21 protein-coding genes are annotated in these 25,990 nt (G+C 41.7%); 7 read left to right on the forward strand and 14 right to left on the reverse strand.

Annotation, left to right across the window (positions count from 1 at the left end):
* Positions 1-34: 34 nt before the first annotated feature.
* The 7 genes from AAG747_RS18045 to AAG747_RS18075 form a co-directional block, all read right to left on the reverse strand.
* Entirely contained in the window at positions 35-262 is a 228-nt protein-coding gene (locus AAG747_RS18045; protein ID WP_346822610.1) for a hypothetical protein, read from the reverse strand.
* Between the two features lie 47 nt (positions 263-309).
* Positions 310-2,139: an O-antigen ligase family protein gene (locus AAG747_RS18050; protein ID WP_346822611.1), complete on the reverse strand. Its 1,830-nt coding sequence runs from the start codon at positions 2,137-2,139 to the stop codon at positions 310-312.
* A gap of 510 nt (positions 2,140-2,649) precedes the next feature.
* Positions 2,650-4,146, reverse strand: coding sequence for a transglutaminase-like domain-containing protein (locus AAG747_RS18055; protein ID WP_346822612.1), 1,497 nt, complete (start codon positions 4,144-4,146; stop codon positions 2,650-2,652).
* Positions 4,147-4,502: 356 nt separating this feature from the next.
* On the reverse strand, positions 4,503-5,690 hold the full coding sequence (locus AAG747_RS18060) for a DUF4934 domain-containing protein (RefSeq protein ID WP_346822613.1): 1,188 nt from the start codon (positions 5,688-5,690) through the stop codon (positions 4,503-4,505).
* A 323-nt stretch (positions 5,691-6,013) separates the two neighbouring features.
* Positions 6,014-6,268 (reverse strand): hypothetical protein, encoded by a 255-nt coding sequence (locus AAG747_RS18065; RefSeq protein WP_346822614.1) that lies wholly within the window; start codon positions 6,266-6,268, stop codon positions 6,014-6,016.
* Positions 6,269-7,201: 933 nt separating this feature from the next.
* Positions 7,202-8,617 (reverse strand): aldehyde dehydrogenase family protein, encoded by a 1,416-nt coding sequence (locus AAG747_RS18070; protein WP_346822615.1) that lies wholly within the window; start codon positions 8,615-8,617, stop codon positions 7,202-7,204.
* A 121-nt stretch (positions 8,618-8,738) separates the two neighbouring features.
* Positions 8,739-10,679: a TonB-dependent receptor plug domain-containing protein gene (locus AAG747_RS18075; protein WP_346822616.1), complete on the reverse strand. Its 1,941-nt coding sequence runs from the start codon at positions 10,677-10,679 to the stop codon at positions 8,739-8,741.
* A gap of 369 nt (positions 10,680-11,048) precedes the next feature.
* On the opposite strand from AAG747_RS18075, the gene AAG747_RS18080 reads away from it, so the two are divergent.
* Complete coding sequence (locus AAG747_RS18080; protein WP_346822617.1) at positions 11,049-11,891, forward strand: hypothetical protein; 843 nt, start codon at positions 11,049-11,051, stop codon at positions 11,889-11,891.
* The gene (locus tag AAG747_RS18085) at positions 11,881-13,938 is read left to right on the forward strand and encodes a ComEA family DNA-binding protein (protein ID WP_346822618.1); all 2,058 of its coding nucleotides are present in this window, start codon (positions 11,881-11,883) and stop codon (positions 13,936-13,938) included. The genes AAG747_RS18080 and AAG747_RS18085 overlap by 11 nt, the downstream gene beginning before the upstream one ends.
* Before the next feature lie 93 nt (positions 13,939-14,031).
* Here the strand turns inward: AAG747_RS18085 and AAG747_RS18090 are convergent, their stop codons facing one another.
* Genes AAG747_RS18090 through AAG747_RS18100 form a run of 3 tightly spaced genes read right to left on the reverse strand, consistent with a single transcriptional unit; the run spans position 14,032 to position 16,545 of the window.
* Positions 14,032-15,561, reverse strand: a complete 1,530-nt coding sequence (locus AAG747_RS18090; RefSeq protein ID WP_346822619.1) for a DUF4153 domain-containing protein — start codon at positions 15,559-15,561, stop codon at positions 14,032-14,034.
* 58 nt (positions 15,562-15,619) lie between these two features.
* Complete coding sequence (locus tag AAG747_RS18095) at positions 15,620-15,925, reverse strand: winged helix-turn-helix domain-containing protein (RefSeq protein WP_346822620.1); 306 nt, start codon at positions 15,923-15,925, stop codon at positions 15,620-15,622.
* Complete coding sequence (locus AAG747_RS18100; protein WP_346822621.1) at positions 15,922-16,545, reverse strand: hypothetical protein; 624 nt, start codon at positions 16,543-16,545, stop codon at positions 15,922-15,924. Before AAG747_RS18100 ends, AAG747_RS18095 begins: the two co-directional genes overlap by 4 nt.
* An 838-nt stretch (positions 16,546-17,383) precedes the next feature.
* Here AAG747_RS18100 and hisG point away from each other — a divergent pair.
* Both hisG and hisD read left to right on the forward strand, forming a co-directional pair.
* Positions 17,384-18,235, forward strand: a complete 852-nt coding sequence (gene hisG / locus AAG747_RS18105; protein ID WP_346822622.1) for an ATP phosphoribosyltransferase — start codon at positions 17,384-17,386, stop codon at positions 18,233-18,235.
* 44 nt (positions 18,236-18,279) lie between these two features.
* Complete coding sequence (gene hisD / locus AAG747_RS18110) at positions 18,280-19,557, forward strand: histidinol dehydrogenase (RefSeq protein WP_346822623.1); 1,278 nt, start codon at positions 18,280-18,282, stop codon at positions 19,555-19,557.
* Positions 19,558-19,687: 130 nt separating this feature from the next.
* Here hisD and AAG747_RS18115 read toward each other — a convergent pair whose 3' ends face one another.
* Positions 19,688-20,461 carry an SDR family NAD(P)-dependent oxidoreductase gene (locus tag AAG747_RS18115; RefSeq protein ID WP_346822624.1) on the reverse strand — a complete coding sequence of 258 codons (774 nt, stop codon included), beginning with the start codon at positions 20,459-20,461 and terminating at the stop codon, positions 19,688-19,690.
* 385 nt (positions 20,462-20,846) lie between these two features.
* On the opposite strand from AAG747_RS18115, the gene AAG747_RS18120 reads away from it, so the two are divergent.
* Positions 20,847-21,752 (forward strand): hypothetical protein, encoded by a 906-nt coding sequence (locus AAG747_RS18120; protein ID WP_346822625.1) that lies wholly within the window; start codon positions 20,847-20,849, stop codon positions 21,750-21,752.
* A gap of 13 nt (positions 21,753-21,765) precedes the next feature.
* Here AAG747_RS18120 and AAG747_RS18125 read toward each other — a convergent pair whose 3' ends face one another.
* Both AAG747_RS18125 and AAG747_RS18130 read right to left on the reverse strand, forming a co-directional pair.
* Complete coding sequence (locus AAG747_RS18125; RefSeq protein ID WP_346822626.1) at positions 21,766-22,221, reverse strand: hypothetical protein; 456 nt, start codon at positions 22,219-22,221, stop codon at positions 21,766-21,768.
* A gap of 157 nt (positions 22,222-22,378) precedes the next feature.
* A complete protein-coding gene (locus AAG747_RS18130) occupies positions 22,379-22,831 on the reverse strand; it encodes a hypothetical protein (protein WP_346822627.1) in 453 nt (150 codons plus the stop codon).
* A 466-nt stretch (positions 22,832-23,297) separates the two neighbouring features.
* Here AAG747_RS18130 and AAG747_RS18135 point away from each other — a divergent pair, with 466 nt between their 5' ends.
* Complete coding sequence (locus tag AAG747_RS18135) at positions 23,298-23,939, forward strand: toxin-antitoxin system YwqK family antitoxin (RefSeq protein WP_346822628.1); 642 nt, start codon at positions 23,298-23,300, stop codon at positions 23,937-23,939.
* Positions 23,940-24,066: 127 nt separating this feature from the next.
* Here AAG747_RS18135 and AAG747_RS18140 read toward each other — a convergent pair whose 3' ends face one another.
* A complete protein-coding gene (locus AAG747_RS18140) occupies positions 24,067-24,948 on the reverse strand; it encodes a dienelactone hydrolase family protein (RefSeq protein WP_346822629.1) in 882 nt (293 codons plus the stop codon).
* A 192-nt stretch (positions 24,949-25,140) separates the two neighbouring features.
* On the opposite strand from AAG747_RS18140, the gene AAG747_RS18145 reads away from it, so the two are divergent.
* Positions 25,141-25,887 (forward strand): SDR family oxidoreductase, encoded by a 747-nt coding sequence (locus AAG747_RS18145; protein WP_346822630.1) that lies wholly within the window; start codon positions 25,141-25,143, stop codon positions 25,885-25,887.
* The last annotated feature ends 103 nt before the right edge of the window (positions 25,888-25,990 follow it).

The raw sequence follows: 25,990 nt of genomic DNA on the forward strand, positions 1-25,990 counted from the left end.
GTATTCAAACTTCCCCTAAATTAAATAGCATCTTTTAGTTTGATATTAATCTTCCGGTTCCTTCTCCTACTCCGTTGATTACACATTTATTTTGGTTTGAGGCATCACACTCTGCCCCGAATGCGGAAGCTTGTAGAGCCTTTACATTCTGCAATGTAAGACTAGTCATACCTTCCTTAGAACTGTCCTTTTCTACTGATACCCCAAAGAAACCGGCTCCCATAATAAATGCGCCTAAAAAGAATTTGCTAAAGGTTTTCATCGATACTTAATTTTAAGTGTGAAGAATATATAAGAATTAGTTTGAACTCATTTGTTGAATTTTATCAGGATGGCTTCCATTTCATTTTTAATTTCATTAATAGCCCTTGATTCCACTTTCACCTCTTTCTCCAATAATTCCTTGGCTACTTCCCTTGCTTTTTGCTTTTGATTTGTCTCTTCATACAATTTTGCCAAGAGGTATTTGGGGTAAAAACGGCTGGGAATCATCTGCCAGGCTTGTAGATAAGCCTTCTCGGCCAAGGCGTGCTTTCCCAAGGCTTTGTAACTGTCCCCCAGGGCCGTATAGGTAATGGTATTGCTTAAGTAATTTTGGGCTTGGGTCAGTACTTCAATGGCTTTTTTATGCTCCCCGGCCATAGAGAGGGCCTTGCCGTAGTTGTTCAGGAAGCCTCCGTTGTGTTGCAAGTAGGGCCAGGCCTTTTCGTAATCTTCCAGGCAAGCTTCGTAAGCGCCCGTTTGATAGGTTTGAAAGGCATGTTTCCAGGTGGTATAAGCGTCTTTTTGTTGGAGTACCCGCTGTCCGGCCCAAGGCAGACAGCATAGAAGGGCTAAACCTGCCGCTATGCGGATTCCTTGGAGGCCTTTGTTCGGAACATTGATGGAGGGAGTAGTCCATGTGGCCAGGGCCGCCAGATACACTAGTCCGTTAGCCACAATTGGCCAAATCTCCAGGGGGTATGAAAAACAGCTGAACACCAACAGGGCCAATAAGCCGGCCCGGCAAAGGGCTACCCAAATTTGCTTATCTCCCTGCCGGGTTTTTCCAAAAAAAGCAAACGTCAATATCCCCAGTACCAAGAGCAATCCTACCAAACCCAGCTCTACGGCCATATGTAAAAATTCATTAAAGACATAAGTCACATTATCGGCTACCATGGCTTCTGTACTGTCCGGGCGGGCCTTGAAATAGGCCGCCTGATAATCCATGTACCGGGCCTTGAATTGCTCCACACCATGTCCCCATAAGGGTTGGTCTGCGATCATTGCTGCCGTTACTTTCCAGATCAAAACCCTTCCGTTAGCCGAGCCTTCTTTAAAGGTATACAGACCGTATCCGGCCAAGCCGATGAATAGTATAAGCCCCGGCAAACTGAGCATCCTTAGGCGCCAGGAGGGCAGTCGGTTTTTCAGTTTGCCAATCCATGGATACTTTATCATAGCTAAATAGCCCAAAGAAGCCAAAGCCCCTAACCAGGCGGCCCTGGATTGACTGGCGGGGAGTACCAGCAGGATTGTAATCGTACACAGTATGGCTATATACGTAAACAGCGTCTGCTGCCAGGATTTTGGAAATAAGCGTTCTTTGAACCAGTAAACTCCTACGGCCACAGGGAAGACAGTCACCAAGTACCCCGCGTAAGGCCCTGGGTTAAAGAAACTGCCGGTCATTTTAAAACCGGTATGGTAGGAGGGGAATATACCGTACAATTGCAGGTTGCCGTAAATGGCCTGTCCGGCTCCGGCTGTTATAATGGCGAGTAGTATATAGGGAAGGTACTTTTTATCCAATAGCCGAAGGGCCGGATAGAGTACTACCAAAGCCAATAAACCCCAATAACGCTCCGGTGCAGTTGTATTCCAAAGTATCAATGTATGTATTGTTATATACCCGGCTAATACCAGGCCTATGCCATCCGACCACGTGAAGTTTCCATCTCTTTTGCGGGAATCTACTAACAGAGAGGCCCCCATGGTTCCGGCCAAAGCGATTCCTCCGAAAAGCAAAAAGAAGAACTGACCGCTTTGGGTGGGGAAGAGTATACCTGTATCCATTGCAAAGGGCCCTCCCGATAGCAGGACACATGCAAGCGCACAGATAAGTACAGACAGTATTTGCCGGAGTGATTGTAGCATACGATTCAGCGCATAAGGTTACTTCCGGTTTTTGAGAAAACCAGAAACAAATATTATCTCTTCCTATTCCAAAGAAGTATATTTTACAAGGATGAGTTGTTGTTTACCGGGTTGCTTAGTATAAGGTATTTAAAGTTAGTTGAGGTTGGTTTGTGGTTTTTATGTTTTCGATAACACAATAGTAAAAAATACTAGTTTAAGATGCAAGTTGTTTTTTTATTTTTTTACCGTTTAGTACTTAGTGATGAATATGGATTGCTACAGATGCTTAGGTAGGAGTATTGCCGTGTTATTTTCCATGAATATGATACACCTCTACAAAGTACCAAGGCAAAATTCCCAAAGCGTAGTGTTGGGGGCCTTCTCAACCACCGGACCGGATGTCAGTTGGAGGTAAACAGCAGGTATGTCCCGGTAAAAAATAAGAACAGTACAAAGAGCTAAAACAGGCTCAGGGTGAGAATGAGAAGAGAGTTAAGCGGAGTAATTGCTGGTATTGTGTTGAGAAATTCAATACATAAGTTGTTTGCCTTCTTGGTACAAAAAGATTCTTGCTTCTGATTGATCTTCCGGTACGACCCGGTATACCGCATTGGATGGTACATTCTCAAAAGTAATGCTTGTCCCTTTTGCTTGCTTTTTGGCTACTTTTATCCAATCGTAATCCCAGTAGTATAAAGCATAGTTTTTCCCTTTTTCGATTGCATTGCCATTTCTCAAATGTGGATAGTGCTCAACCTGAATGGTTTGTCGCTTTGTTATATCCGGAGTCAGGCTTTTTACAGTACCGTTTTGGGTGAATAAGACAGGGGAGGTGAGGGGTAACGTTCTTCCATGCTGGTAGCCTACCGGCAAGTATACGACATTTTTTCCCATGTCTGTAAAGGTTACTTTTTTGTTTTCCACCTTACCCCAGTGAATAGGCTTCCAGGTGTTTACATTGAATACTGCCGCATAGGCTATATGATGGCCGTCCGGTAAAGTTCGTTCAAGTGAGACGGTAAAATCGCGTACTTCCGTATACAGTGCTGTTACATCGCGGTAATTTTGTAGATTCATAAAACCCGGTACTTCTTCCTCTTGTCCTCTGAGTTGATGCAATTTATTGGCTTGGGCAGCATAGGTATACCGATAGGCTTTGGCAACCACTCGAGAAGTTTTATCCGGTTTCGGGTGGTTGTACGTTCCGTCAAACCATTGGTTGGTGCCTTTATCAGATAGTAGTGCCAGCCATTGATGGCCGTAATTTGTTCGGGGCCAGAAAGGAGTAAAATCTACAGCTACCGGTACTCCGTTTGCCCGCATCGCATAGGTGGTCACATTGGTTAAATCTTCGCACATTCCACCTCCCAAACGCCTGGCTTCACTAAGGGAGAGTTCCCTGGGCACATAAAACCGGGCCAATTTATAACCATAGTCCTTCTGCAAATCCTGATTGATTACTTTACAAATTGCAAACAAGTCATTTGAAAGGCTCAAGGTATCTATGGCAGGAAGGTACTTTTGTCGAAAGTACTTTCTCCAACCGGCTTCCAGGGGTTCCTGATGGGCCCGGTAAGGTAAAATAAATTCGCAGAATTGTTGAAAATTTAATTGCCGGGCCCAGGGAAGTTGCCAGGCAGTAAAAGCCTGCTCGATATTGTCAATCAACAAACCGGCATTTACTGAATGGTGATCTACAGTAGGTTTTCCTCTTTGAAAATATATTTGACCTAATCGTTTCAAAGAATCTAATTCCCGGATTACTTCGTCTTTAGGCTTTTCTTTATATGCAAAGATGTCGATGGAGGCATTTTCATTTAAAGAAACGTTGGGGTTCCCATGCAGGTACATATGCTCGATCAGGAAATAAGCCGCTTTTAGCTTCAGGCTATCCTCCGGGTTTTGGTAATGCTCGATTACCTTCTGTAGTTCCTCACGGTTGGCCTCAGCCGCTGCTAACACTGTGCGGACTTTTTCAGGCACCGGATGAAAGTAATTGGTGATGGCGCTGCGGTATCGGTACACAAAGGAACTGAGGCAAAGGAAGAAAAGTAGGGTTAGTAAGTAAGTGGGTTTGTTCATCGATGACAGACAAGATTATGTAAGGTCAGAGGATTGGATATGTTTAAAAATTGATCTCTAATAGTAGATAGTAACTTGATAGAACTAAAAATAAATATTTTAGGAAGAGGTCTTATCTATCTGGATAAAGCTCTGAAGTGGTTTACACGTATAGTTTTTGACCGAACATGGAATCAAAACCGGCTCATCAAGGCACTTTTTGAAAACGCTATTGTTGCAAAAAGTAACACAGAGGAGGCGCTTTTGAAACATTTCAAAAAAAAGAAAAAATTGAATTCACTTCTCTTCCTAAAACATGCTTATTGTACATTATTAAGTTTTATTTTATACCTGATAAGTACCGGGTTACTATTCTCATTTAAATTTAAATCTGTGAAAATGGATTTGCCTTTATTCGTGTTGCTGATCTCTCCGGCTTCAAGGTAGCCAATAAAATATTCATTAGCGATATTCAATGGGCCTTTTATGGAGGTTCCTGCAATCCAGTTTTTATTTTGGGATATATTCAATACCTGAGCACCTTTTTTTATAAAATAGGTTGTAAAACTGCCCTCCCCTGTTTTTTCAAAGCCCTCATCGCTTTTTACCCATTGAAAGGATATAAAATCCTTATTTTCAGTGATTTGCCCGGTATGAAAAACATACCTGTTTTTTAGGAAAAAGTTTCCCATTTTGGGTAAATCCATTGTCTTTATCTTTTGAGTTATTTTTCCTTTACCAAAATCAATTGTATAGGCAGGTTGGATTTCTGATTTAGAAATATGGTAAATGGTATCTGTCCAAGCATGTACAAACGAAATATGATCATTATACTTTGCAAACTCATTGAAGATTTTATAGGTATCTGTGTTGCCTATGTCGTATACACCTTCGTTGATAAACGTATTCTGAGTTTTATTATAAACTTTTATGAAATTAGTAAGGCCTTGTCCATAGTCTCTGCCATCTTTATGAAAAGCGTAGTGATGTTTATCGATTATGCAAAAAGACATTAACTGTGTGGATGATGGTAATTTTTCTTCATTGACAAAAGTACCATCCAGGCTGAAGTTGATCATTTTACCTTGGTTAATATCAATCACCTTAAGGAGTTTTTCTTCAGGAGCAATATCAAAATCAAAGGGCATAATGAACTCTCCAACGCCATTGCCCACCCTGTTGATTTTGAAGAGTAACTTGCCTTCACTGTCAAAACAAAATACTGCTTTTGTTTTTCTGGTATCCAAAATAAAGTATTTGTTATTATAATGGATTAATTTGTCAATAGTCCCAATAATACTATTCTCCGAAGTTTCCAATGGGATTAGTTCAGGAGTCCCAGAGATTATTTCCTTATAATTTTTTATACTATCTTCAGTATTAACCTTAATCACCGGAAGAGCAGGTTCCCCGTTTCTTGTATTATGCTCCTGTCCGGTACATGCAATTAGGTTAATGAAAAATACAGCTAAAACAAGGTAGTGTGTCATTATTTTATAGTTTCTCATCGTTAATTTCTTTCTGTCATTGAAGTGGTTTACGCTTATAGTTTTTGACCGAAGATGGAATCAAAACCGGCTCATCAAGGCATTTTTTGAAGAGAATAGCCAAAGGCTATTGTTGAAAAAAGTAACACAGAGGAGGCGTTTTTGAAACATTTCAAAAAAAAGAAAAAGGTTAATTCACTTCATTTGTAGTAAACTTACTTTGTGATTGAAAAGTGAAAAAACTTAAAAAGCATAGCGTTGTAGGAAAGCCATTGTAAAAAGTCTTTTCAGTAGTAAATACTAGAAACCAATGAGTAGCTAGCTACCCATTGGTAAAAGATTTATCAGGAAAAACAACAAGTTTGTTCTGTTGAACTATCACATCCAAGCTTCCAGCGATCATACCAATATTGCTTGCCTTTGCCTTCATGCCCCTCATTACAATCCAGAGCTTTAGCCTGTAATGAATGTAGATCAACATTTGCGGATCCCGAAGCACTTTTTCCAAATTCAATACTTGAACTTACATTAATGTATGTAAATGCAATTAATGTCATACAGACAATTCCTTGTAAAAGAAACTTCTTTTTACTTTTCATTTTTCTTATTTTACTTTTAAGTTAAACATAGATGAAACATCCCTCTTTATTATTTGGGACCTATCCGATAAGGGAGGGAATATCTTGTTTGGCAAAAAATTATTATCATACTGTTCTTTTGAAGAGTTTTGTCGCCTCAAAATATTTTTAATCGATCCTTACCCCGGCACAGTCCGTTTCGTCAATATACCATGCCTCTACCGGGTAGTGACTAACCATGAGGTTCCAACCGTTTCCGGCTAAAGCAAAACCTCCAATTATCAGTAGGTAGTGTCGTATAGGCAGTATTTTCCCGTGATGATTGTTACATACGATTTAGTAACTCATTTACAAGTTTGCCCCGTTTTTTTGGAAAGCCCAGAAGTAAGTATTACCTCTTATTCATAAGAAGTTCTTTTACAAGGATAAGTTGTTGTTTATTAATTTGCTTAAGAGCATGTTTGAATTTCACCCTTTGGGCCAAAACGAAGCTCTAAAAGGTGTTTTTAAGATAGCTAAGGATGGATTATAATATTTTTGTGAACGATAACGTAATGATAAAAAAAAGCCGTTTAAGATACAAGTTATTTTTTTTGTTTTTTACCGTTTACTACTTAATTGTTTAAAGGTGATTAGGTAGGGGTGTTGCCGTGTTATTTCCCATCCAGTTACTGGATATATGATACAATTCCACCGATTTATTTACACTCCCATCTTTATTCTAGAAGGTTACCTACAGAAGGGTAGGAAATATTTTCGCCTTACTTATGTATATAAACTAACTTGTTGTTTATGGATGTTTTCTATAAAAGTTGATATGTTTTTTGTTATGGTTTACTTGAATTTCAGGTACCTGTATTTCTTCTTAAAGAAGTGGTGAAGGGTATTGGTAATTCTATCCAAGAAGGAAAAAAGAGCGAGCAAAGCCTTTAATTCTTACTATTTATTGATTTTTTATAACCACTTCAAAGTCCAGTCAATCAGTCTCCTTTTAAAATTAGTGTAAGGAGGGGTAAGAAAGTCTGTGGGGCTGAAAGGGAGCACTTGTTTTAAAATGCCTCGTTCATTGGAAAATTCACGAAAACCAAAATAACCGTGTGACTTGCCTATACCGCTATAGTTGGAGCCGCCAAAGGGCAGGTTGGTGTTATTATGATGTACCAAACTATGATTGATACAGGTATTGCCGGCCCGGGTGCTTTGCAACCAATAGCGTATATGCTTCTGGGTTTTAGAATAAATGTATAGAGCCAAGGGTTTTTCTTTGGCATTAATCAAAGCACTGACTTCTTCTTTGTTCTTGAATGTCAGGAGGGGTAATACCGGGCCGAAGATCTCTTCTTGCATGAGACGGGAGTCCATTGGTAAATCACTCACCAGGGTTGGGGAGACATATTGTCCTTCTTTGATTTGGTTGCCCGAATGGATCGTAGCTCCTTTTCGAATAGCATCTTCCAATAATTCCCGAATGCGATTGTGATGCCGTTTATTAACGATCCGGCAATAATCCGCTGAGGCATGCGGATCTTCTCCGTAATAGCTTCGGATCTTTTCTTTGAATAGGGAAATTAATTGATCTTTTACCGATTCATGTACTAAGACATAGTCCGGGGCAATACAAATTTGTCCGTTGTTTAAAAACTTCGCCCAGGCAATTTTGCCTGCGGCATCCTGTAAGTTGGCTGAGGCGTCTACAATGGTGGGTGATTTACCGCCCAGTTCTAAGGTTACCGAACTCAGGTGTTCGGAAGCGGCTTTCATTACTACTTTGCCGATTTCCGGACTTCCGGTAAAAAAGATATGATTGAAAGGAAGTTTCAATAATGCTTCGGCAACTTCTTTCCCCCCTTCGAGCAAGCTTACTTGATGAGGCTCAAATAACTCCTCTACCATTTGCTTCATTACAGCAGAAGTGTGGGGAGTCATCTCAGAGGGCTTGATCACCACAGCGTTTCCTGCGGCAAGGGCTTGCACCAAAGGACCAAAAGTAAGGTTAAAAGGAAAGTTCCAAGGGGCAACGATTAACACAACCCCTTTGGGTTCCATTTGTATATAAGAACGTGACCCCATCAAAGTCAGGGGCGTGGCAACTTTACGGGGGCGCATCCATTTTCCCAATTGGCTGAGTGTATGTTTGATTTCACCGGTAACGTGGTAAATTTCGGTCAAATCCACTTCCGCAGGGCTTTTCTTAAAATCCGCATAAATGGCCTCCTGAATAGCCGTCCGGTACTTCAAAACTCCCGCATGCAACTTTCGCAAGAGTTGTTTCCGCTGTTTTACAGTAGTTGACGCCATTTCTTGCTGCCGGGATTTTTGCAAGTCAAATACCCGTTGGATTTCAGCCAAAGTCGGATGCGCAGTTTTCATATGCTGTATTATATTTACCTGTATAAACGATAGTTCTATGGAGAATAAAGCAAGGGTTTATTCATTCCCTCAACCCTTCATTCCTTCGGTTCCTCAATCCCTAAATAAATCCCTCAATCCTTCAATCCCTCAACCTTATTTTAACACCTCCCATCCACCAGCGACCGGGCATCGTAGCTCCCAAAATATCACTATACTCTTCATCAAAAAGGTTTACCACTTGAAAAGTTAGGGAAATATTTTGTAAAATGAAATAGCTCATCTGGGAATTCCATACCATATAATCAGGATTTAATTGGCTGTTGAGGGCTTGAGCATTTTCTTTATCACGCAGTTTATACATACCGTTGAGTCCCCATTCGAATTTGGGATGGTATAGCATCAGTTGCCAATTGGCCAGATGCCGGGCATGATTGGAGACATATTTAGAGACTTTGTCCAAGTCTCCTTGCGTACTCATCAAAATAAATCCGGCATTCAATTGTACATTCCATTGGTTACTCAGACGTTTGTAAACCCCTAGCTCCCATTCCAAGCCTTTGGTTTGAACTTCTTCCAGGTTGTTTGCAAATAAGTACTCCGCTTCTTCTTGCAGATGATCATGCATGGGAATTTCCTTGCCTGGAGTAAGCTGATAATCAATCAGGTTTTTACCGAATCGCCAAAAACCGGTCATTTTCAGGCTGATGCCTGAAGCCGGAAAGAAGTCCACGCCTGCTTCGGTTGACCAGGCCCGTTCCGCATGCAAATTAGGATTACCGATATTTCTTCCGGCAGGTAAGGGGCCGGGTAAATTAGTAGAGATATAGCGTTCTGTATAATCGGCAGCACGAAGGCTTTTCCCTGCACCACCGCGAAACTGCCATTGTTTGTTGAGCTGGTATGAAAGGTTGAGTTGAGGAGATAGCTCCCAGCCGTAATTTTGATCATGGTCAGCACGCAAGCTGGTATTTACATGCAAGTTTTGAACGGGTTGAAACAAAAGGATGCTGTAAACTCCACCGTGCCAATCGTGATGATCGCCCCGGTCATTGCTTTCTATGTTCCGGAAGTCTGCTTGTACCCCTGTGGCCAACTTGATATTTGCACCTAATTTACGGATATGATGAACTTGGTAGGTTAGATACCGGGTGGTATGCTCATTGGCCGGTGGGAAATCCGGGTTAAACAAGTACCAATCCGTATTGGATTTATAAGTAAAATCAATATCCGTACTATGTGTTTTATTTTGATGGCGAAGCTTCAAATGGTTCCACCAGGCAGTAGTCTCTTCCTGTGCTTCGTCAAATGTGCTGCGGGTATAAAAGTACTTGGCATTGAAATTCCGGCGGTCATAGGCGGTCCGGAACATCAAGTCCCAATGATCTGAAAGCGTCCATCCAATAGAACCGGAAACGGTTTTTACATCAAAATTACGACTGTCTCCTTCCGGCAAGGATTGACCGTTTGAGGTATTGAGCATGGCTCCGGCTCCTACTTTTATTTTTCCGTTACTCCAATAGCCACCTAAGTCCGCACTGAACAAGTTTTCTTCCCCGTACAACCCGCTTCCTTGTACGGTGTAGGTTTTTCCGGAGGGTTGTTTGGAAAATGTTTTGGTAATAATATGGATAATACCGCCTACGGCATCCGAACCAAATAAGGATGACCCGGGGCCTTTGAGTACTTCTATGCGCTCAATTTCGGCCGGAGAGATAGGGATATTGCTATTCATATGTCCGGTTAAGGGGTCGTTTAACCGGACTCCATCGATCAATACCAATACTTGGGAAAAAGTACTGCCTCGTATACTCAGGTCAGACTGCACTCCAAAGCCTCCTCTTGATTGTACTTCCACCCCGGGCAAATATCTGAACAGTTCGTCCAGTGAACGAACAGGTAGTTTTGCGATTTCTTCTGCGTCTATAATACTGAGGTGTTTTCCGCTTTCAATGGCAGTTTGACCGATCCGGGACGTGGCCACTTCAATGGAATCCAAAACCATCACCGGGCTTTCTTGTGCCCAAAGGGAAATGGTAGATACCGAAAGAAAAAGAGTAAATAGTAAGTGTTTGATTCTCATGTTGATCAGTGGATAATGAATATTCTTCCGGGCAAAGGTACAACAGGAAGGGCAGTAAACAGTAGTCGGAAGACAGACATCCACAGAGAAAAGAGGATTCCGGAATAGGTCATTTGGTCGTGAGAAAACAACTTACAAAGTCAGGTTTTCGAACATTGGTTCATATTCTATCTCTTCGAACAATCATGTATATGTGCAAGGGGGCTGGGAATATCCCTGAAATACAAGTTGATGGAGAAAAAGTCCCTTTTCGGTAAATACTACCAGGGAAATTACAAAACCGTATTCCGAACAATACTCTGGTAAGTTTCACTACTTTTCTTTGACGAAAGAAGCCGGTACTGGTCTTTTTTATGGTGAGAGTGTGGTATGAAGTATTTGCTTTTCATCATTTCACTAATTGGTCAATTACTATTTGCTACCTATTTGCAAGCACAACAAATGCCTGTGAGTGCAGGGGCAGAAAGCAGGGCTTTAGGGCATGTCCGTGTAAGTGTTGACAATGTTAATAATGTGCTCAATAATCCCTCATTACTAGGCCAGGCTAAGAAAATTCAATTTTCAGCCAATTATCAAAACCTCTTTTCTTCTTCATTTTTACACGCCATCAGTGCTACGGCCCAAGGAGTTTTTTTTAAGGGAGGATGGGGAGTTGCCTGGCAGCGTTTTGGTTCGGCTTTGTATAGTGAACATCGTTTGTCATGGGGGTATGGACATCAATTAGAAGGGGTTTCTTTGGGCGTTTCCGGGCAGTATTTGCAAATGCAAGCGCAGGGGGAACGCTCTTTCGGGGCTTTCTTGGCAAATGCCGGGGTAATGACCCGGCTTTACCCTAAACTGGCTTTAGGGGCAGTGTTTCACAATATCTTTCAGGCAAAAGCCGGAGAAAACCTCTCTCAGCAAATTCCTTCTTTTATCGCCATCGGTTTGCTGTATCAGCCCTATGATAAAGTGCGAATTCATACGGAAATAGAAAAAGAACTGCTTTCAAAGGTTGCTCTTAAAGCCGGATTGGCTTGGGAGGTATTACCTGCATTGGACCTACGGGCAGGTTTTGTGACAGAGCCTTTTTTGACAAGCCTGGGTTTAGGGCTCCGTTCCGGAGCGTTTCTCATCGACTATGGGGTTAGTTTGCATCCCATGCTTCCACTTTCTCATGCACTTTCGCTTTCCTTTTCTCCTCAAAAAAATAAAAAGACCCATGCTCAATAAACTGTGCTTGATCGTTGTGCTGTGGGTGTTTTTTTACCCTAACTCCTGGGGGCAATCTACGCAAAACCCTTTTGAGCAAATATTGGAAGAACTTTCCGTAAGCCAAGAGGAAGGGGCATACCAGGAGTTGTATGATTTTTATGAAAGATACTACCGGCAACCGATTGACTTGAACCGCACTGACCGGAATGAATTGGAAAGTTTGCATCTGTTGTCCGTAGAGCAGCTCAATCAATTTTTCTTGCACCGGCAAAGGTTAGGACCTTTATTGTCTATTTATGAATTGCAGGTCATTGAGAGCTTTGATTTGCCTACCATTCGAAAGTTATTGCCCTTTGTACAAGTTCCTCATGCATCCCTTGAAAAAGACAACCGTTCGCTTTTTTTTCGGATGAAAGAAGCTAAAAATCACTTTTTACTGATGCGATGGGGGAGGGTGTTGGAAACTCAAAAGGGCTTTAAAGAAGATTCATTGGGGCAAACCAAGTACCAGGGAAGTCCCGGTCGTTTGTATTTGCGCTACCGGCTTAGCCGGCCAAGGGATTTTAGCTTTGGGTTGAGTCTGGAAAAAGATGCCGGTGAGCCACTGTGGCGTTGGGGTGGCTCCCAAAAAACGTATGGGATGGACTTTATGTCCTTTCATATTTCTTTGATGAACAAAGGAAACCTTAAAAATCTGACTTTGGGAGATTATAAGTTACAAATCGGGCAGGGTTTGTTGCTTTCCGGGGGCTTTAGTTTGGGAAAATCTTCGGAAAGCACGATAGGAACCAAACGAAGCACCTTATTGGCCTTGCCGTATACGTCCAAAGTGGAAACCGGGTACTTCAGAGGGGTGGCCGGAACGTATCAATGGGGGCAATGTTCGTTGACCGGTTTTGTTTCTGGCAAAAGAATGGATGCTTCGTTGGAGCAGGATTCTTTGGAAAGACAAATGATTGTATCTTTTCCGGTGACCGGGTATCATCGTACAGAAAGTGAATGGGAAAAGAAGAATGCATCCCGGGAAATGGTGTTGGGGCATCACGCCCGTTATGCCAATTCGACCAACTCGTTTTCCGTAGGCCTGACCTCGGTATGGACTCGATACCGGCATTCGGTGAATAAGCCGGATAGAATATATACACAATGGGATTTTGAAGGAAGAAGTAATTGGGTGGTGGGCGTAGATTGGCAGTACCAATGGCATAACTTGAGTTTCTTCGGAGAAGGGGGGCGCTCTGTGAGTGGCGGTTTGGCTTGGCTGTCCGGAATATTGGCCAGCTTGTCCAAGCAAGTGGAGGTTTCGTTACTGTACCGGAATTATGACCGCGATTTTCATTCTTTTTATGGGAATGCTTTTGGTGAAAACTCGCAGAACAAAAATGAAAGAGGGATTTATTTGGGTTGGAAAATTATCTGGTCAAGGAAATGGCAACTGGCGGGTTATGTCGATCAGTTTACTTTCCCCTGGTTGAAATATCAAGTAGATGCCCCTTCTTCGGGGTATGAAGTGTTCAGTCGCTTGACCCATTCACCCAAAAGACATTCGAAAATATACTTCCAATACAGGTATGAAAAGAAAGAAAAAAACTTGACAGGCTCTTCGTCAAAAGCTTCCGGTGTCAGCCCGGTGGTAAAACAAAATTATTTAGTAAATGCAGAACATAAAGTGAGTGACTTTTTTAGTCTTCGCACTCGCTTGCAAGGGACATTTTACCGCCAGGAAGCTTTACACCATGGATTGGCCATGATGCAAGATGTGTACTTTACGTATCGTAAATTCCGTTTGTCTTTGCGTTTTGCAGCTTTCCAAACTCCTCATTACGAAACCCGGCAATATGCTTATGAGCGCGATGTGTTGTATTCCTTTTATATTCCGGTTTATTATGGAGAAGGTAGTCGCCATTATGCCTTATTGAAATACAAATTGTCAAGGAGTATCTCATTAGATCTCAAATATGCAGTTACGTTACAGACAACCGCACAAAGTACCGGTTCCGGTTGGGATGAAATTGCAGGGCCACGCAAATCAGAAATAAAGTGCCAGATACGGGTGAAGTTATGAAGGAAATAGGAGGGCTCATAAAACAAAAAAACCTCCATTTATGAAATAGAGGTTTTCCATCGATTATTCCTAAAAAAGTACATTATATTCTTACTACCTACCGACACGGGTTGGTGTCAAAGGGTTGGAATCTTTTTTAGGAAATAGCTGGTTGAAGTTGTTCCACCGGACATAATTCCAGCTTAAAAAACTGGTATTCAAATATGATTTTTTAAATGTTTCCAGGCGTTTATCCAGGTAAATAGCTTGATTTTCTGTGAGATAGAGCTTTTCCCGGTTCTCTTCTAATAGCAGCAAGGCTTCGTCCGATAACCCTAATAAATAATTTGCATCTACCTGACCGATATAGTTATCCGTATTGAGATTATACCGGGTGATGACAATATCCCAGTTGAGGCTGCAAACCAACAGCAAGGTGAAGTAGATATTCCAACTATTCACATTCCACAAATAGAAGCTGGATTTTTTATAATGGATTTTGATAAATACGGTGATAATTCCCAAAAGAGTCATGAACAGAAACACCCATACGCCAATGCGTTTGTGAGAGAGGCCGTAGTACTGTGTATAGTGAAAATTGCGGACCGCTACCGAGATGGCAAGAATAGCATTCTGGAACAGCCAACCATAAGTAAGTAATTTGAAGGTTTTGTTTTTCGGGAAAAAATTAAGCATCCCTTTAAAGAAGAACAGAATAATTCCCACAGAAAGCAAAATGCTGAAAATAAGCAGGTAGGTGCCTTCATGCACAAATTGTGAAAGGCTGTTTACATCGGAGTAGTCAAAGCCAATCCATACCCAAAAAATATCAATCATATTTACCGAAAGGAGTAATACGTTCATCGCCAACGCAAGAATCACCCCTGACCGCAACAAGTTCCGGTAGTTGATCACTTGTGTGTACCCCTCTACATCTATGGAAGCATTTTCGGCATTGGAAGCATAATAATGTTTGGGTACTAGCAAATCCTGATAATCTTTGTCGCTGCCTACGAGGGCTATATGCCGGTATTTGTGAAGCATACCATAGACGATGAAAGCGCCACAGGCAAAGAAAAATACATTTCCTATCGAAAAGTGATCCGTAAACATGGATATGCGATCTCCTAGCCAAGTTTCTACCAAATTGACTTTTGTCTTAAAAATAGGATTTGCAGCTTTGAACAAGGTATAGAAGAAGGGGACAATTATCAGGGGAATGACCGTGATTCTTGCAATGGATTTTATTTGGAGAAAAGTTGACTGGGAGATGGGGATTTTTTTTATCAGTTTTTTCAAGTAATAAGGCAGGCTGATATAGGTCTCCCAGGCTTTGAGCAGCGCATAAAAAAGGGAGCGAAGGTCTGGTGCTTTGTAATAGCCGATGGCCAGAGCCGTAGATGTCAGTGCCATAAAGATGGCCAATTCGGAGTGATGAACCAATATCATGACAATGGAAAATATCCAGCCTCCAAAAGCCATTTTAAACCCCTTGTTCAGAGAGTGCCAGGCTTCATTTTTGAGCCAGTAAAATGAAATATAAACGCAGAAAACCAGGAGGTTGAGGCCCAGTACTTCTTTCCAAAACAATAGGTAAAAGAGGACGCTGCCAAAAGCGCTATAGGTATTTTGATACTTTTTCATGATTGTATGTTTAAAAGTCCAAAGAACTTTGAAATTCAAAGTAAAGGTGTAAAAAAAATTAGTTCTTAATTTGCTGTTGAATGAGTTGTTCTAAAGCAGTAATATGTTCGGCAAAAGCCCCTTTGCCTTCTTCGGTCACCCGGTAAGAGGTATTGGGCTTTTTCCCGACAAACTGTTTTCTGATTTCTATGAGTTTTAACTTCTCCAAAGAGTTCAAATGGCTGGCAAGGTTGCCATCGGTAGCTTCCAGGGTTTCCTTCAAGGTATTGAATTCCACCCAATCATTCACTACCAGAATAGACATAATGCCCAATCGTAGTCGGTTTTCGAAGGCTTTATTGAGTTTGGAGATATAATTTTTCACTTCTCGTATTTAAAATACATAATCGTCCCGTAAAGAATATGCATGAGGCCGAAGCCTATGCTCCAGAATAGCAGGCCGTATCCCAGGAAAAAACTGGCCAATAGGCCTAAGCTAATCTCGATGATGCCAAGATAGCGAATATCGCTTAAGGTGTATTTACTCGCATTGATCAAAGCCAATCCATAGAAAATCAAAGTAGCAGGGGCCACCAATACAATAAATTGTTGAAAGATAAGGATCAAACAAAAGAGGCCTCCGGTTGCCAAGGGTAGTAATAGATTGCTGAGCACTCTTTTGGTCGTGTGGTCCCAGGTTTTCAAGCCTTTCTTTTTGGCATTCCGGGTAGTGAAATAAATGCCCGTTGCCACCGCCAGTACAATGATCCCCAAGGCATCAAGCAGTAACCATTGGATGAGGTCCGGAGAGATGTTTTGATCTTGATACAGGCTGGCCGATCCATATTCCTTTTTGAGTAATAAATAGGCAATGGCCGCACCTCCAAGGGCAAAAATTCCTGCAAATATACCGGACAATCCACTCAGTGAGATAAACCGAGAGGAGCGCTCCATCAGCGAACGTATTTCGGAAATTTCCTGATGAATGTCTTTGGGTGGATGCATAGTGAGAATTTATTGTAAAGTACTTTGAAATACAAAGCTAATGGCTTTACTAAAATTAACCAAAATAATAGCCGGATTATTTTACCGGAAAGCAAATAATTTAAGGTAACTGTTTCCTCTAAGTAAATCATCGCTTGATTACTCCACAGGGGTGCTTGGTTGTATTTAATACAGTTTTAAAGAAATTAAATTGGGGTTTGCTGCGGTTTTCCCTGATCTTTGTAGTGTACTACCTTTTTTGAATTTGTTCTGTTTCTACTGATTACGTATAGTTTATCCACTTATGAAAAACCAAAATGTCCTTTTACCTTTTATTGCTGCCATTCTCCTTTTCGGGTTGGGAATCTATTATTTTCTTTTTGAAAGAAGCCAAGGGAATCTATGGATGATTTTACTGGGTGGTTCGGTGTTTAACCTGTTCTTGGCTTATCATTTCAAATCACAAAAAAAGCATTAAATCCTTGATAGGAAATAAGGGGGGTAACTGTTAAATCGTAATCCGGGGTATTCAAAATTTGAAAACTGCTATAACCTGCTGAATCATAATGTTTTGTGCTTGCATCGGCTTTCCGGAAGGTGAAGAGGTTTTTATTTTGTTTACAAAAAATTTCCATCAAATATTTGCGTAAGTCCTCTTTCTTTGCTCTCTTCGAGGTATGATTCAACCATTACGTTGTCCATATCATCATTCCTCCCATCACCATCATCATTGCCACTAATGATGCAAGGGCGTTTCCGCCTGCCAATTAATCAATCCATAAATACACATACTGCTTAAACATTTACAATCTGTCCGTTTGGACATAAACCTTTTGCATATTTTCAAAACCTATATTTTATGATACGGCTAGCAATACAAAAGTCCGGTAGATTAAGCGAAGCATCTTCCCAGTTGATCAAAGATTGTGGGATAAACATTGTAAACGGAAAAGGCAAACTGAAAGCTACCGCCAGCAACTTCCCATTGGAAATCCTCTTTTTACGCGATGACGACATCCCGGGGTATGTTGCGGATGGCGTTGCGGATTTAGGAATTGTCGGGGAAAATGTGGTGGCCGAGAAAGCCAAAGATATCCATATTGTACACCGTTTGGGATTTAGTAAATGCCGTTTGTCGTTGGCCATTCCCAAAGCCGATACGTACAATTCCATTGCCGACTTAGAAGGTAAACACATTGCTACTTCTTATCCGAATATTCTTGGAGATTACCTGAAAGAACAAAAGGTGAATGCCAATATTCATGAAATCAGCGGGTCGGTAGAGGTTGCACCTAGCATCGGGCTGGCCAATGCCGTATGCGATATTGTAAGTTCGGGAAGTACTCTTTTTACCAATGGCTTGAAAGAGGTGGAGGTGATTTTCCGTTCGGAAGCCGTTATGATCGGCAGCCCGGAAGTCAATGCCGAGCAGCAGAAAATCATTGAAAAGTTGTTGTTTAGAATTCAATCCTTGCAAAGAGCGAAAAATAACAAGTATATTTTGTTGAATGCCCCTAAGGATCAATTAGATGCCATCATTGAGCTGTTGCCGGGGATGCGTAGCCCTACCATTCTTCCATTGGCAGAAGACGGTTGGTATTCGGTACATTCTGTGATCAACGAAAACGACTTTTGGGATAAAATCGAAAGCATTAAAGAGGCCGGTGCGCAGGGGATATTGGTAGTACCGATTGAGAAAATGATTTTGTAAACGTTTCGTCTTGAAATGAAGGAAGTTCATCTATCATTAAAGCTATGCAAGTAATTAACTATCCTACACCAGAGCAGTATGCAACCATTATTCAGCGTCCGGTGATGGACTTTGAAGAAATTGAACAGCGAGTGCGGCCTATTATGGAGGCGGTAAAGACAAGGGGAGATGAAGCCCTGCGGGAGTATTCTTTGCAATTTGATAAGGTTGCGATCCGTGATATACGGGTGACCCCGGAGGAATTAGAGCAAGCCGAAAGCCAACTGACCCCCGAGCTGAAAGAAGCAATACAAGTGGCCTATCAAAATATAGAAACCTTTCACCGTGTGCAAAAGGAAGCCGTACAGAAAGTGGAGACGATGGAGGGGGTGACCTGTTGGCGCAAAAGTGTGGCAATTCAAAAGGTAGGTTTGTACATTCCGGGAGGAACTGCCCCTTTGTTTTCTACGGTGTTGATGTTGGGGATTCCGGCCAAACTTGCCGGATGCGAAGAATTGGTGTTGTGTACCCCTCCGAATGCTCAGGGACAAATTCATCCGGCCATTCTTTTTACCGCTAATTTGATTGGTATACAAAAGGTGTATAAAGTAGGTGGAGCCCAGGCTATTGCCGCCATGACCTTTGGTACTGAAAGTATTTCAAAAGTGTATAAAATATTTGGTCCCGGAAACCAATATGTGACTGCGGCCAAGCAATTGGCAACCAAAGAGGGAGTGGCCATTGATATGCCGGCCGGACCTTCCGAAGTGGCTGTACTTGCTGACCGTTCGGCCCGGCCGGCTTTTATTGCCGCAGACTTGCTTTCACAAGCAGAGCATGGAGTAGATAGCCAAGTGCTGTTGATAACGGATCACCCTCCTTTGGTAGAGGATGTGCAAAAGGAAGTAGAAAGCCAACTGGCTCAATTACCCAGAAAAGAAATTGCTGTAAAAGCTTTGGAAAATAGCCGGATGGTTTTGACCAAAACCATGGATAAGGCCCTGGAGTTGGTCAATGAATATGCTGCCGAACACTTGATTATAGCCACTGACAATGCCGACGAGTTGGCAGACAGTATTTATAATGCAGGCTCGGTATTTCTTGGACACTACACTCCTGAATCGGCTGGAGATTATGCTTCCGGCACCAACCATACTTTGCCTACTTATGGTTTTGCCCGCAATTACAGCGGGGTATCCTTAGACAGCTTTATTAAAAAAGTCACTTTTCAGAAAATCACTAAAGCCGGTATTGAAAAGCTCGGGCCGTATGTAGAAGAAATGGCCGCGGCAGAGCAGTTGGATGCACATAAAAATGCGGTTACGGTACGTATCAAAGAATAAAAAATAGTGAACAACCATAAATGAAACCCCTCCAAGAGAAGCTGTTCAGCCCCTGGAGGGGTTTTTTGTTATATACCCTCCAATCCTCCAATCCTCCAATCCTCCAATCCTTCATTCCCTCAACCCTTCATTAATCATTAGGCAGGGGACTGTGAATGGTCCAGCCTCCGTCTACCATAATCGTTTCTCCGGTGATATGACGGGCTTCTTCGGAGGCCAGAAACATTACCGTGTGTGCAATGTCCTCCACTGTAGCCGTACGTCCGATAGGAGTTACCCCGTTCCATTTTTCTTCGTATTCAGGGTCTAGTTCGAGTGTGCGTTCCGTTAAGGTCGCTCCGGCACCTACCGCGTTGACGTTGATGCCGTATTCACCGAGCTCCAAGGCCAGCGATTTGGTCATCATACGGATCCCTGCTTTGGTTAAACCGTACACCGTGAGGTTTTTATGTGCTTGAAGGCCTGTTACGGAAGACATAAAGATAATTTTTCCGGGATTTGGCTGGCGAATCATGATTTTGGCAGCCGCTTGCGCGGTAAAGAAACTTCCTCGCAAATTGACAGATACGATTTTATCAAAATCATCCGGATTGCTACTTAAAAAGCTTTCATAAGAAGTAATGCCTGCATTTGCTACAAATACATCAATTCCGCCTCGCAAGCTGTAAAACTCTTGAAAAGCTTGTTGCATTTCCGGGACATTGGATACGTCAAAGCCCAGTGGGTACACAGCCAGCCGTTGTAGTTGGTCATTGATTTTAGTCGCGGCTTCTTCGGCCAGTTTAGCATGGATATCATTCAGGCCTACGGTGGCTCCGGCTTCGGCAAAAGCTTTGCAAATTCCAAAACCAATTCCGGCCGCAGCACCAGTGACCAATACCCGTTTTCTTTCGAAGTTTTTCATAGTTGAGGAGTAATCGTTTGAGCCAGTTATTTCTTTTGTTTTTAATCAAAAAACTTGGTTTCTTTTGAAAAGAAATGATTATAGCTATTTGGTTGTAAGTAGTAAATTAGTTTGGGTTTGAAATTCAGTTGTTACTACAAAATGAAGTTACCCCAATCCCTCTTCTTTCAATTTAAAGATTATTCGGATATCAGTCAACAGAAGCGATGCAGGACCTGTCTTTCTGTATTTTAAAGGTAAAATTGGGCTAGGGTGATTCAGAATCATTTTCCTGGTAAATTGTTTGTTCAAGTGTAATGCTTAGGGTATTTTACGCTTCAATAGGGCCTTGCCGTAAGAGGTGTTTAACCGGGTGGGCAAAGGCCATTAACAGAAAACGAAGATTATGAAAAGCCTTCTTTATTCATTCCTTTTTTGGGTAGGGTTGTCTTGTGCACCGCCTACTTCTTCTGATTATGGCAAGGTGCCGGAGTTTAATGAGTATTGGTACCAAGGAAAGGCTGAACTCACCAGTTATCAATTGGAACAAGCCCGCTATGGGGCTATTCATCAAGGACATGCGGTTTTGATTTTTGTAACCGAACCTTTTTCTCTTTCCAAACATGTAAAACCGGATCGTCCCCAACAAACGCACGGGGAGGAGGTGAGTGTATTGAAATTAAATTTTACCAAAAAATTTACGACCGGTTTGTACCCTTATTCCATGATGGCTTCAATGTTTACCCCCGTGGAAATAGACCGGTATCCCAATACATTGAAAGTGAGTAGTAGCTCACAAGAATGGTGTGGCCATACATTTACACAACTCAATTTGGAAAAGAACCGATACCGGGGGCAATTGTATTCTTATTTCGAGTCGGAAGGCGACCAAGAGATCAAGCTTACAAAAGTGGTTTTGGAAGATGAAATCTGGAACCGTATCCGTATCAACCCACAGTCCTTGCCTACGGGTACTGTGCAAATGATTCCCGGGACATTCTATACCCGTTTGAGGCATCAATCACTGGCACCTCAAACGGTAGAAGCTTCTTTAAGCGTTGGTCAGGAAGGAGCGGTTTCCACTTATGTGCTAAAATACCCTGCATTTGAAAGAACTCTTCAAATTCACTTTCAGAGCGCCTTTCCGTATGAAATAGTCGGTTGGGAAGAATCGTACCCAAGTGGTTTTGGATCCAATGCAAAATTGCTTACCACAAAAGCTAGGAAAAAGAAACAACTTGTTATTGATTATTGGAACAAAAACCAACCTTTGGATGCAAGGCTCCGGAAAGAACTCGATCTGCCGGAATGATTTCCTGTTTTCACTAATCGTATTTATAAAACTTTCCCAAGCGTTTGGACAAGCCGAAGCGCAAGGCCAAGGCTTCTTCCGCAAAAAAGTAATCAGCCATCACTTCTATTGCCCATCCTTTGTGCAAGTCGAAAGCATATCCGGAGCCAATGGCGAAGTCTGCTTCTCCTAACAATATACCCCTTGCCCTGAAAAACAAAGGATGTTGCTTCAGGTAATACCGGCTTCCTACGGTGAGTTTCCAGTGAGGTTCGCCCGACCAGTATTCGGTGCCTATTTGTGCGGAAAGTCGTTCTTTAAGGAAATAATGTACTTCTAATCCTGCCTGAAAGGAGCTTTGTAACTCTCCCTGGCTGATTTTAAACACATCAAACCCACCTGCAATCATCAGTGAGTCCGCGTCAAAACGCTGTGCCTTCAGTTGGCTGCCCAACAGTACGAAGGTCAAACATATAAGCCATTGCTTCATGGATCTTGTCGTTTAGTTTTTAGGAATTTTGCGTACAAAAAAAGAGAAGAAAAGGCATAAAAAAAATACAGACGCTTTCTTTAAAGGTCTGTATTAGCACACATTATGAGGTTAGAAGGTGAATAGATAATCTCCGAAAGTTCAAAAGCTCAGGCTGTCAATCATACAATACAATGTTATTGCTTTGTAACTGTTGGCCATTAAGGTATACGTATAAAAATTCATACTCTCTCCTACACTCCCCTTGAATGGCTTTGTACCGGATCACAATTTCTTCTTTGATATTTTCTCCGATGCTTAATAAATACTTTTTCTCTACATCTTGATTATACACGTCCACCGAGGGATTGTCGAGAAAGTGCAACTGAATATATTCTACCTGCACATCGAAGTTTGCTTTAGCGCCATTCTCCTGCAAAATACTGATACTATCTTCTGTGTAAGTACTGACTAATTTGCTCTGTTTGGAGCCGGGGTCTTGTACCCGGATGAGAAGAACACTGTTTTCTTGTGTGGACTGGCAATCAAGCTTTTCGGATGGGAGTAGTTCGCATGCATGGAATAAAGGAATAAAGAGGGTGATGATCAGATGGGTTGGAAGTAGTTTCATGGTAATGGGATTTGTTGCGGTTAAACAGTTGATTGGTTGATGAAGTATAGCTTGCTGTTTTCTTAAATAAATCAAAAAGTCCGGTTATGGTTTCAAGATTTTTCATTCTTTAGGGAAGGTTTGTTTGTTGGTGGAGATGTGAAATAAAACTTACGTAAGTGGTTTTTGTATTTTAAAGAGGAGGAATGTAAAGAGGTGCTTCAATAAGTTTCCTCGTTTTGCCGATAAGTTGCAAATAAGATAAAGGGCAATAAATAGTTAATATTTCAAAATTTGAAGGGTTCTACACCTCCGGTTAACGGATAAAATCCTATTTTCGTACTGTTGTTATAATTCTGAATGAAAACCTCAGATAACCTAATAAATCTTAATTATTATTGCAATTTCCCGATAAAAATTTTTATCACTTTACCATTTTAATTAAATTATTATATAAATATTACTTTATATAAACAGGATAGAAACTATGAAAAAGTTTTTACTCATACTCATCAATCTTCTGGCTTTTACCAGTGTACATGCACAACTTAATGACTTACAACGCGATTTTGTAAAATGGGATAAGGGAGATGGTTCTTTTAAAACGTATTATGATAATGGCAATGTCCAGGATGAATTTACCATTCGCTTTGGAAAGTTGGACGGCCTTTATAAAAACTACTATGAAACTGGTGAATTGAGAAATACCGCGGAGATGAAAGACGGGATGTATCATGGAAAAAGGAAGATTTTTGACAAAGAAGGGAAACCTGTACGGGTGTATACCTTTTCCAGGGATTCTTTGATTGCAGAGGAAATTCTCTATTACCATAACAATGGCAACAAAGCGGCTCAATATAAGTGGTCTTTGTACCAGGATGGGCTGGAGAACCTGGAAGGAGATTATAAACAACGCGTTCGTAATGTATGGTTTTCGGAAACGGATATGGTTCCCTATGCAATGGCGTATGGATATCACAAATTGTATCATACCAACGGGCAGCTGAAAATGGAAGGGAAAATGTTTGACAACCAGAAAGTAGGCGTGTGGAAAAAATACGACCGGAATGGAGAGTTGGTCAAAACGGATGTGATGGAATCGGCTGACGAAATTAAAAATAAACAATAAAAAACTGTTCGGTATAGCATTGTATCGAACAGATATAATTGGCCTGTATACGTCAATTATTTACATCAGATCAATAGTTACCAAAGCAAAACGGCCGGATAGTTTACTCCGGCCGTTTTGCTTTGGTTTATAAAAGTTTTTTCTTTAAAAAAGCCAAGGTATGCTTGTAAGCATCTTGAGCGGCTTGCTCATGGTAACGGGGGCTACTGGGGTTGGCAAAAGCATGATCGGCCTGATAGGATTTGACGGTCAGTTTCTTGCCGGCTCTTTTCATGTTTTGTTCAAACTCCGCAACGACTTCGGGCGTAATCCACTGCTCTTGGGCGGCAAAGATTCCCAGCACTTCCGTTTGCAATTTTTTCAATTGCTCAACATCTTTCTCGGGCATTCCATAATACATAACACACCCCACAGCTTGCTTTTCTAATCGTAGAGAGGCTTGCAAAGACCAGGCCCCGCCAAAGCACCAACCAATCGTAGCAATTTTCGCTTTGTTACCTGCAAAGGTTTGAGCACCCTCAATAATATTAATTGCCCGTTCGGAGGATACGTTTTGCATATATTTTCCGGCCTCTTCCCGGGTTGTAGCAACGTTGCCATCGTACATATCCAAAGCCAGAATATTCACTTCTTCTTCCAGATCTTTAAACAATTTATCGGCTTCTTCTTTGATATGGCCGTTCAGTCCCCACCACTCGTGAATCACCAATAAATACCGGTCGGAATTGCCTTTGGCTTTTACAAAATAGGCATTGGCTTCTTTATCGTCAGGGGTAGGGTAAGTCATCATTTTCCCCAATGGTTGATCGAATAGAAAAGCCCTGGGAAGCTCATGACTGTTCCGGAATCCCGGGTCCTGAGTAAAGGCGGTAAATTCGTCAATGGCGGCAATCCCACAAACCGGAATGTTTTGGTCCAAAGGGGCTTGGGAACGTGGAATTTCAAAGGTAGTAAATAGATAAGCTACCAAAGAAAAAAAGAATGCGGGAGCAAATTTAAGGAGCAGCATAGATGAAAATTTTTGAATGAAACGATATCAAAAGTTAACTGTTTATTTCAATATATCCATTACTCTTTACATCCGAAATAAAAATCCTCTGTTGTCTTTGAGCAAGAACAAAGCACGATTCACCTCATTAAAAGTAGATCTATACTGTAAAGTGCTCAATACAATTATCTTACATAACTAATTTAATACATCATGAGTCTCAAAAATCAAGTTGTGATTATTACCGGTGCTTCCAGTGGAATAGGGGAAGCTACCGCGATACTTTTGGCAAAACAAGGGGCGAAACTTGTCCTTGTAGCACGTAGAACAGAGCGCTTGAAAGAACTGACCAACCAGGTGACAGGATTGGGGGCCGAAGCAATTCATCTCAGCACGGATATTACTCAAAACCATGAAGTACAAAAGATGGTAAGCACTACCATAGAGCATTTTGGAAAAGTAGATGTATTGATTAACAATGCGGGTATTATGCCTTTATCCATGGTCGACAAAATTCATTTGGACGAATGGGTGCGCATGGTGAATGTCAATATTACCGGATTAATGTACGGTGTAGCGGCTGTGCTGCCATCTATGATTCAACAACAAAACGGGCATATTGTCAATGTTTCTTCCGTTGCCGGACGCAAACTTTTCCCGGGAGGAGCGGTGTATTGCGGTACGAAATTTTTTGTAAGTGCCTTTTCGGAAGGTTTACGAATGGAGTTGTCTCCCCGTCATAACATCCGCATTACCTGTATTGAACCCGGTGCTGTCACTACCGAACTGCTCAATACCATTACAGATGAGGATGTATTGAACATGTTAGCCGGAATGAAAGAAAACTTTGACTTTTTAGAAGCCGAAGATATAGCCGAATCCATCTTGTATGCACTCAGCCAACCGAACCGGGTCAATATCAGTGAACTGCTCATCACGCCCCGTACCCAAGGAATTTAAGAGAAAAAGCGTAGCGTCTTCACGATGTAAATAAACATTATAGCTTCAGGCACAAAAAATACCAATGCCTGACTTTTCTTGCTTTTCAATAAGAGATACCTGG

The sequence above is a fragment of the Rapidithrix thailandica genome, from assembly GCF_039710355.1.
GTDB lineage: Bacteria > Bacteroidota > Bacteroidia > Cytophagales > Flammeovirgaceae > Rapidithrix > Rapidithrix thailandica.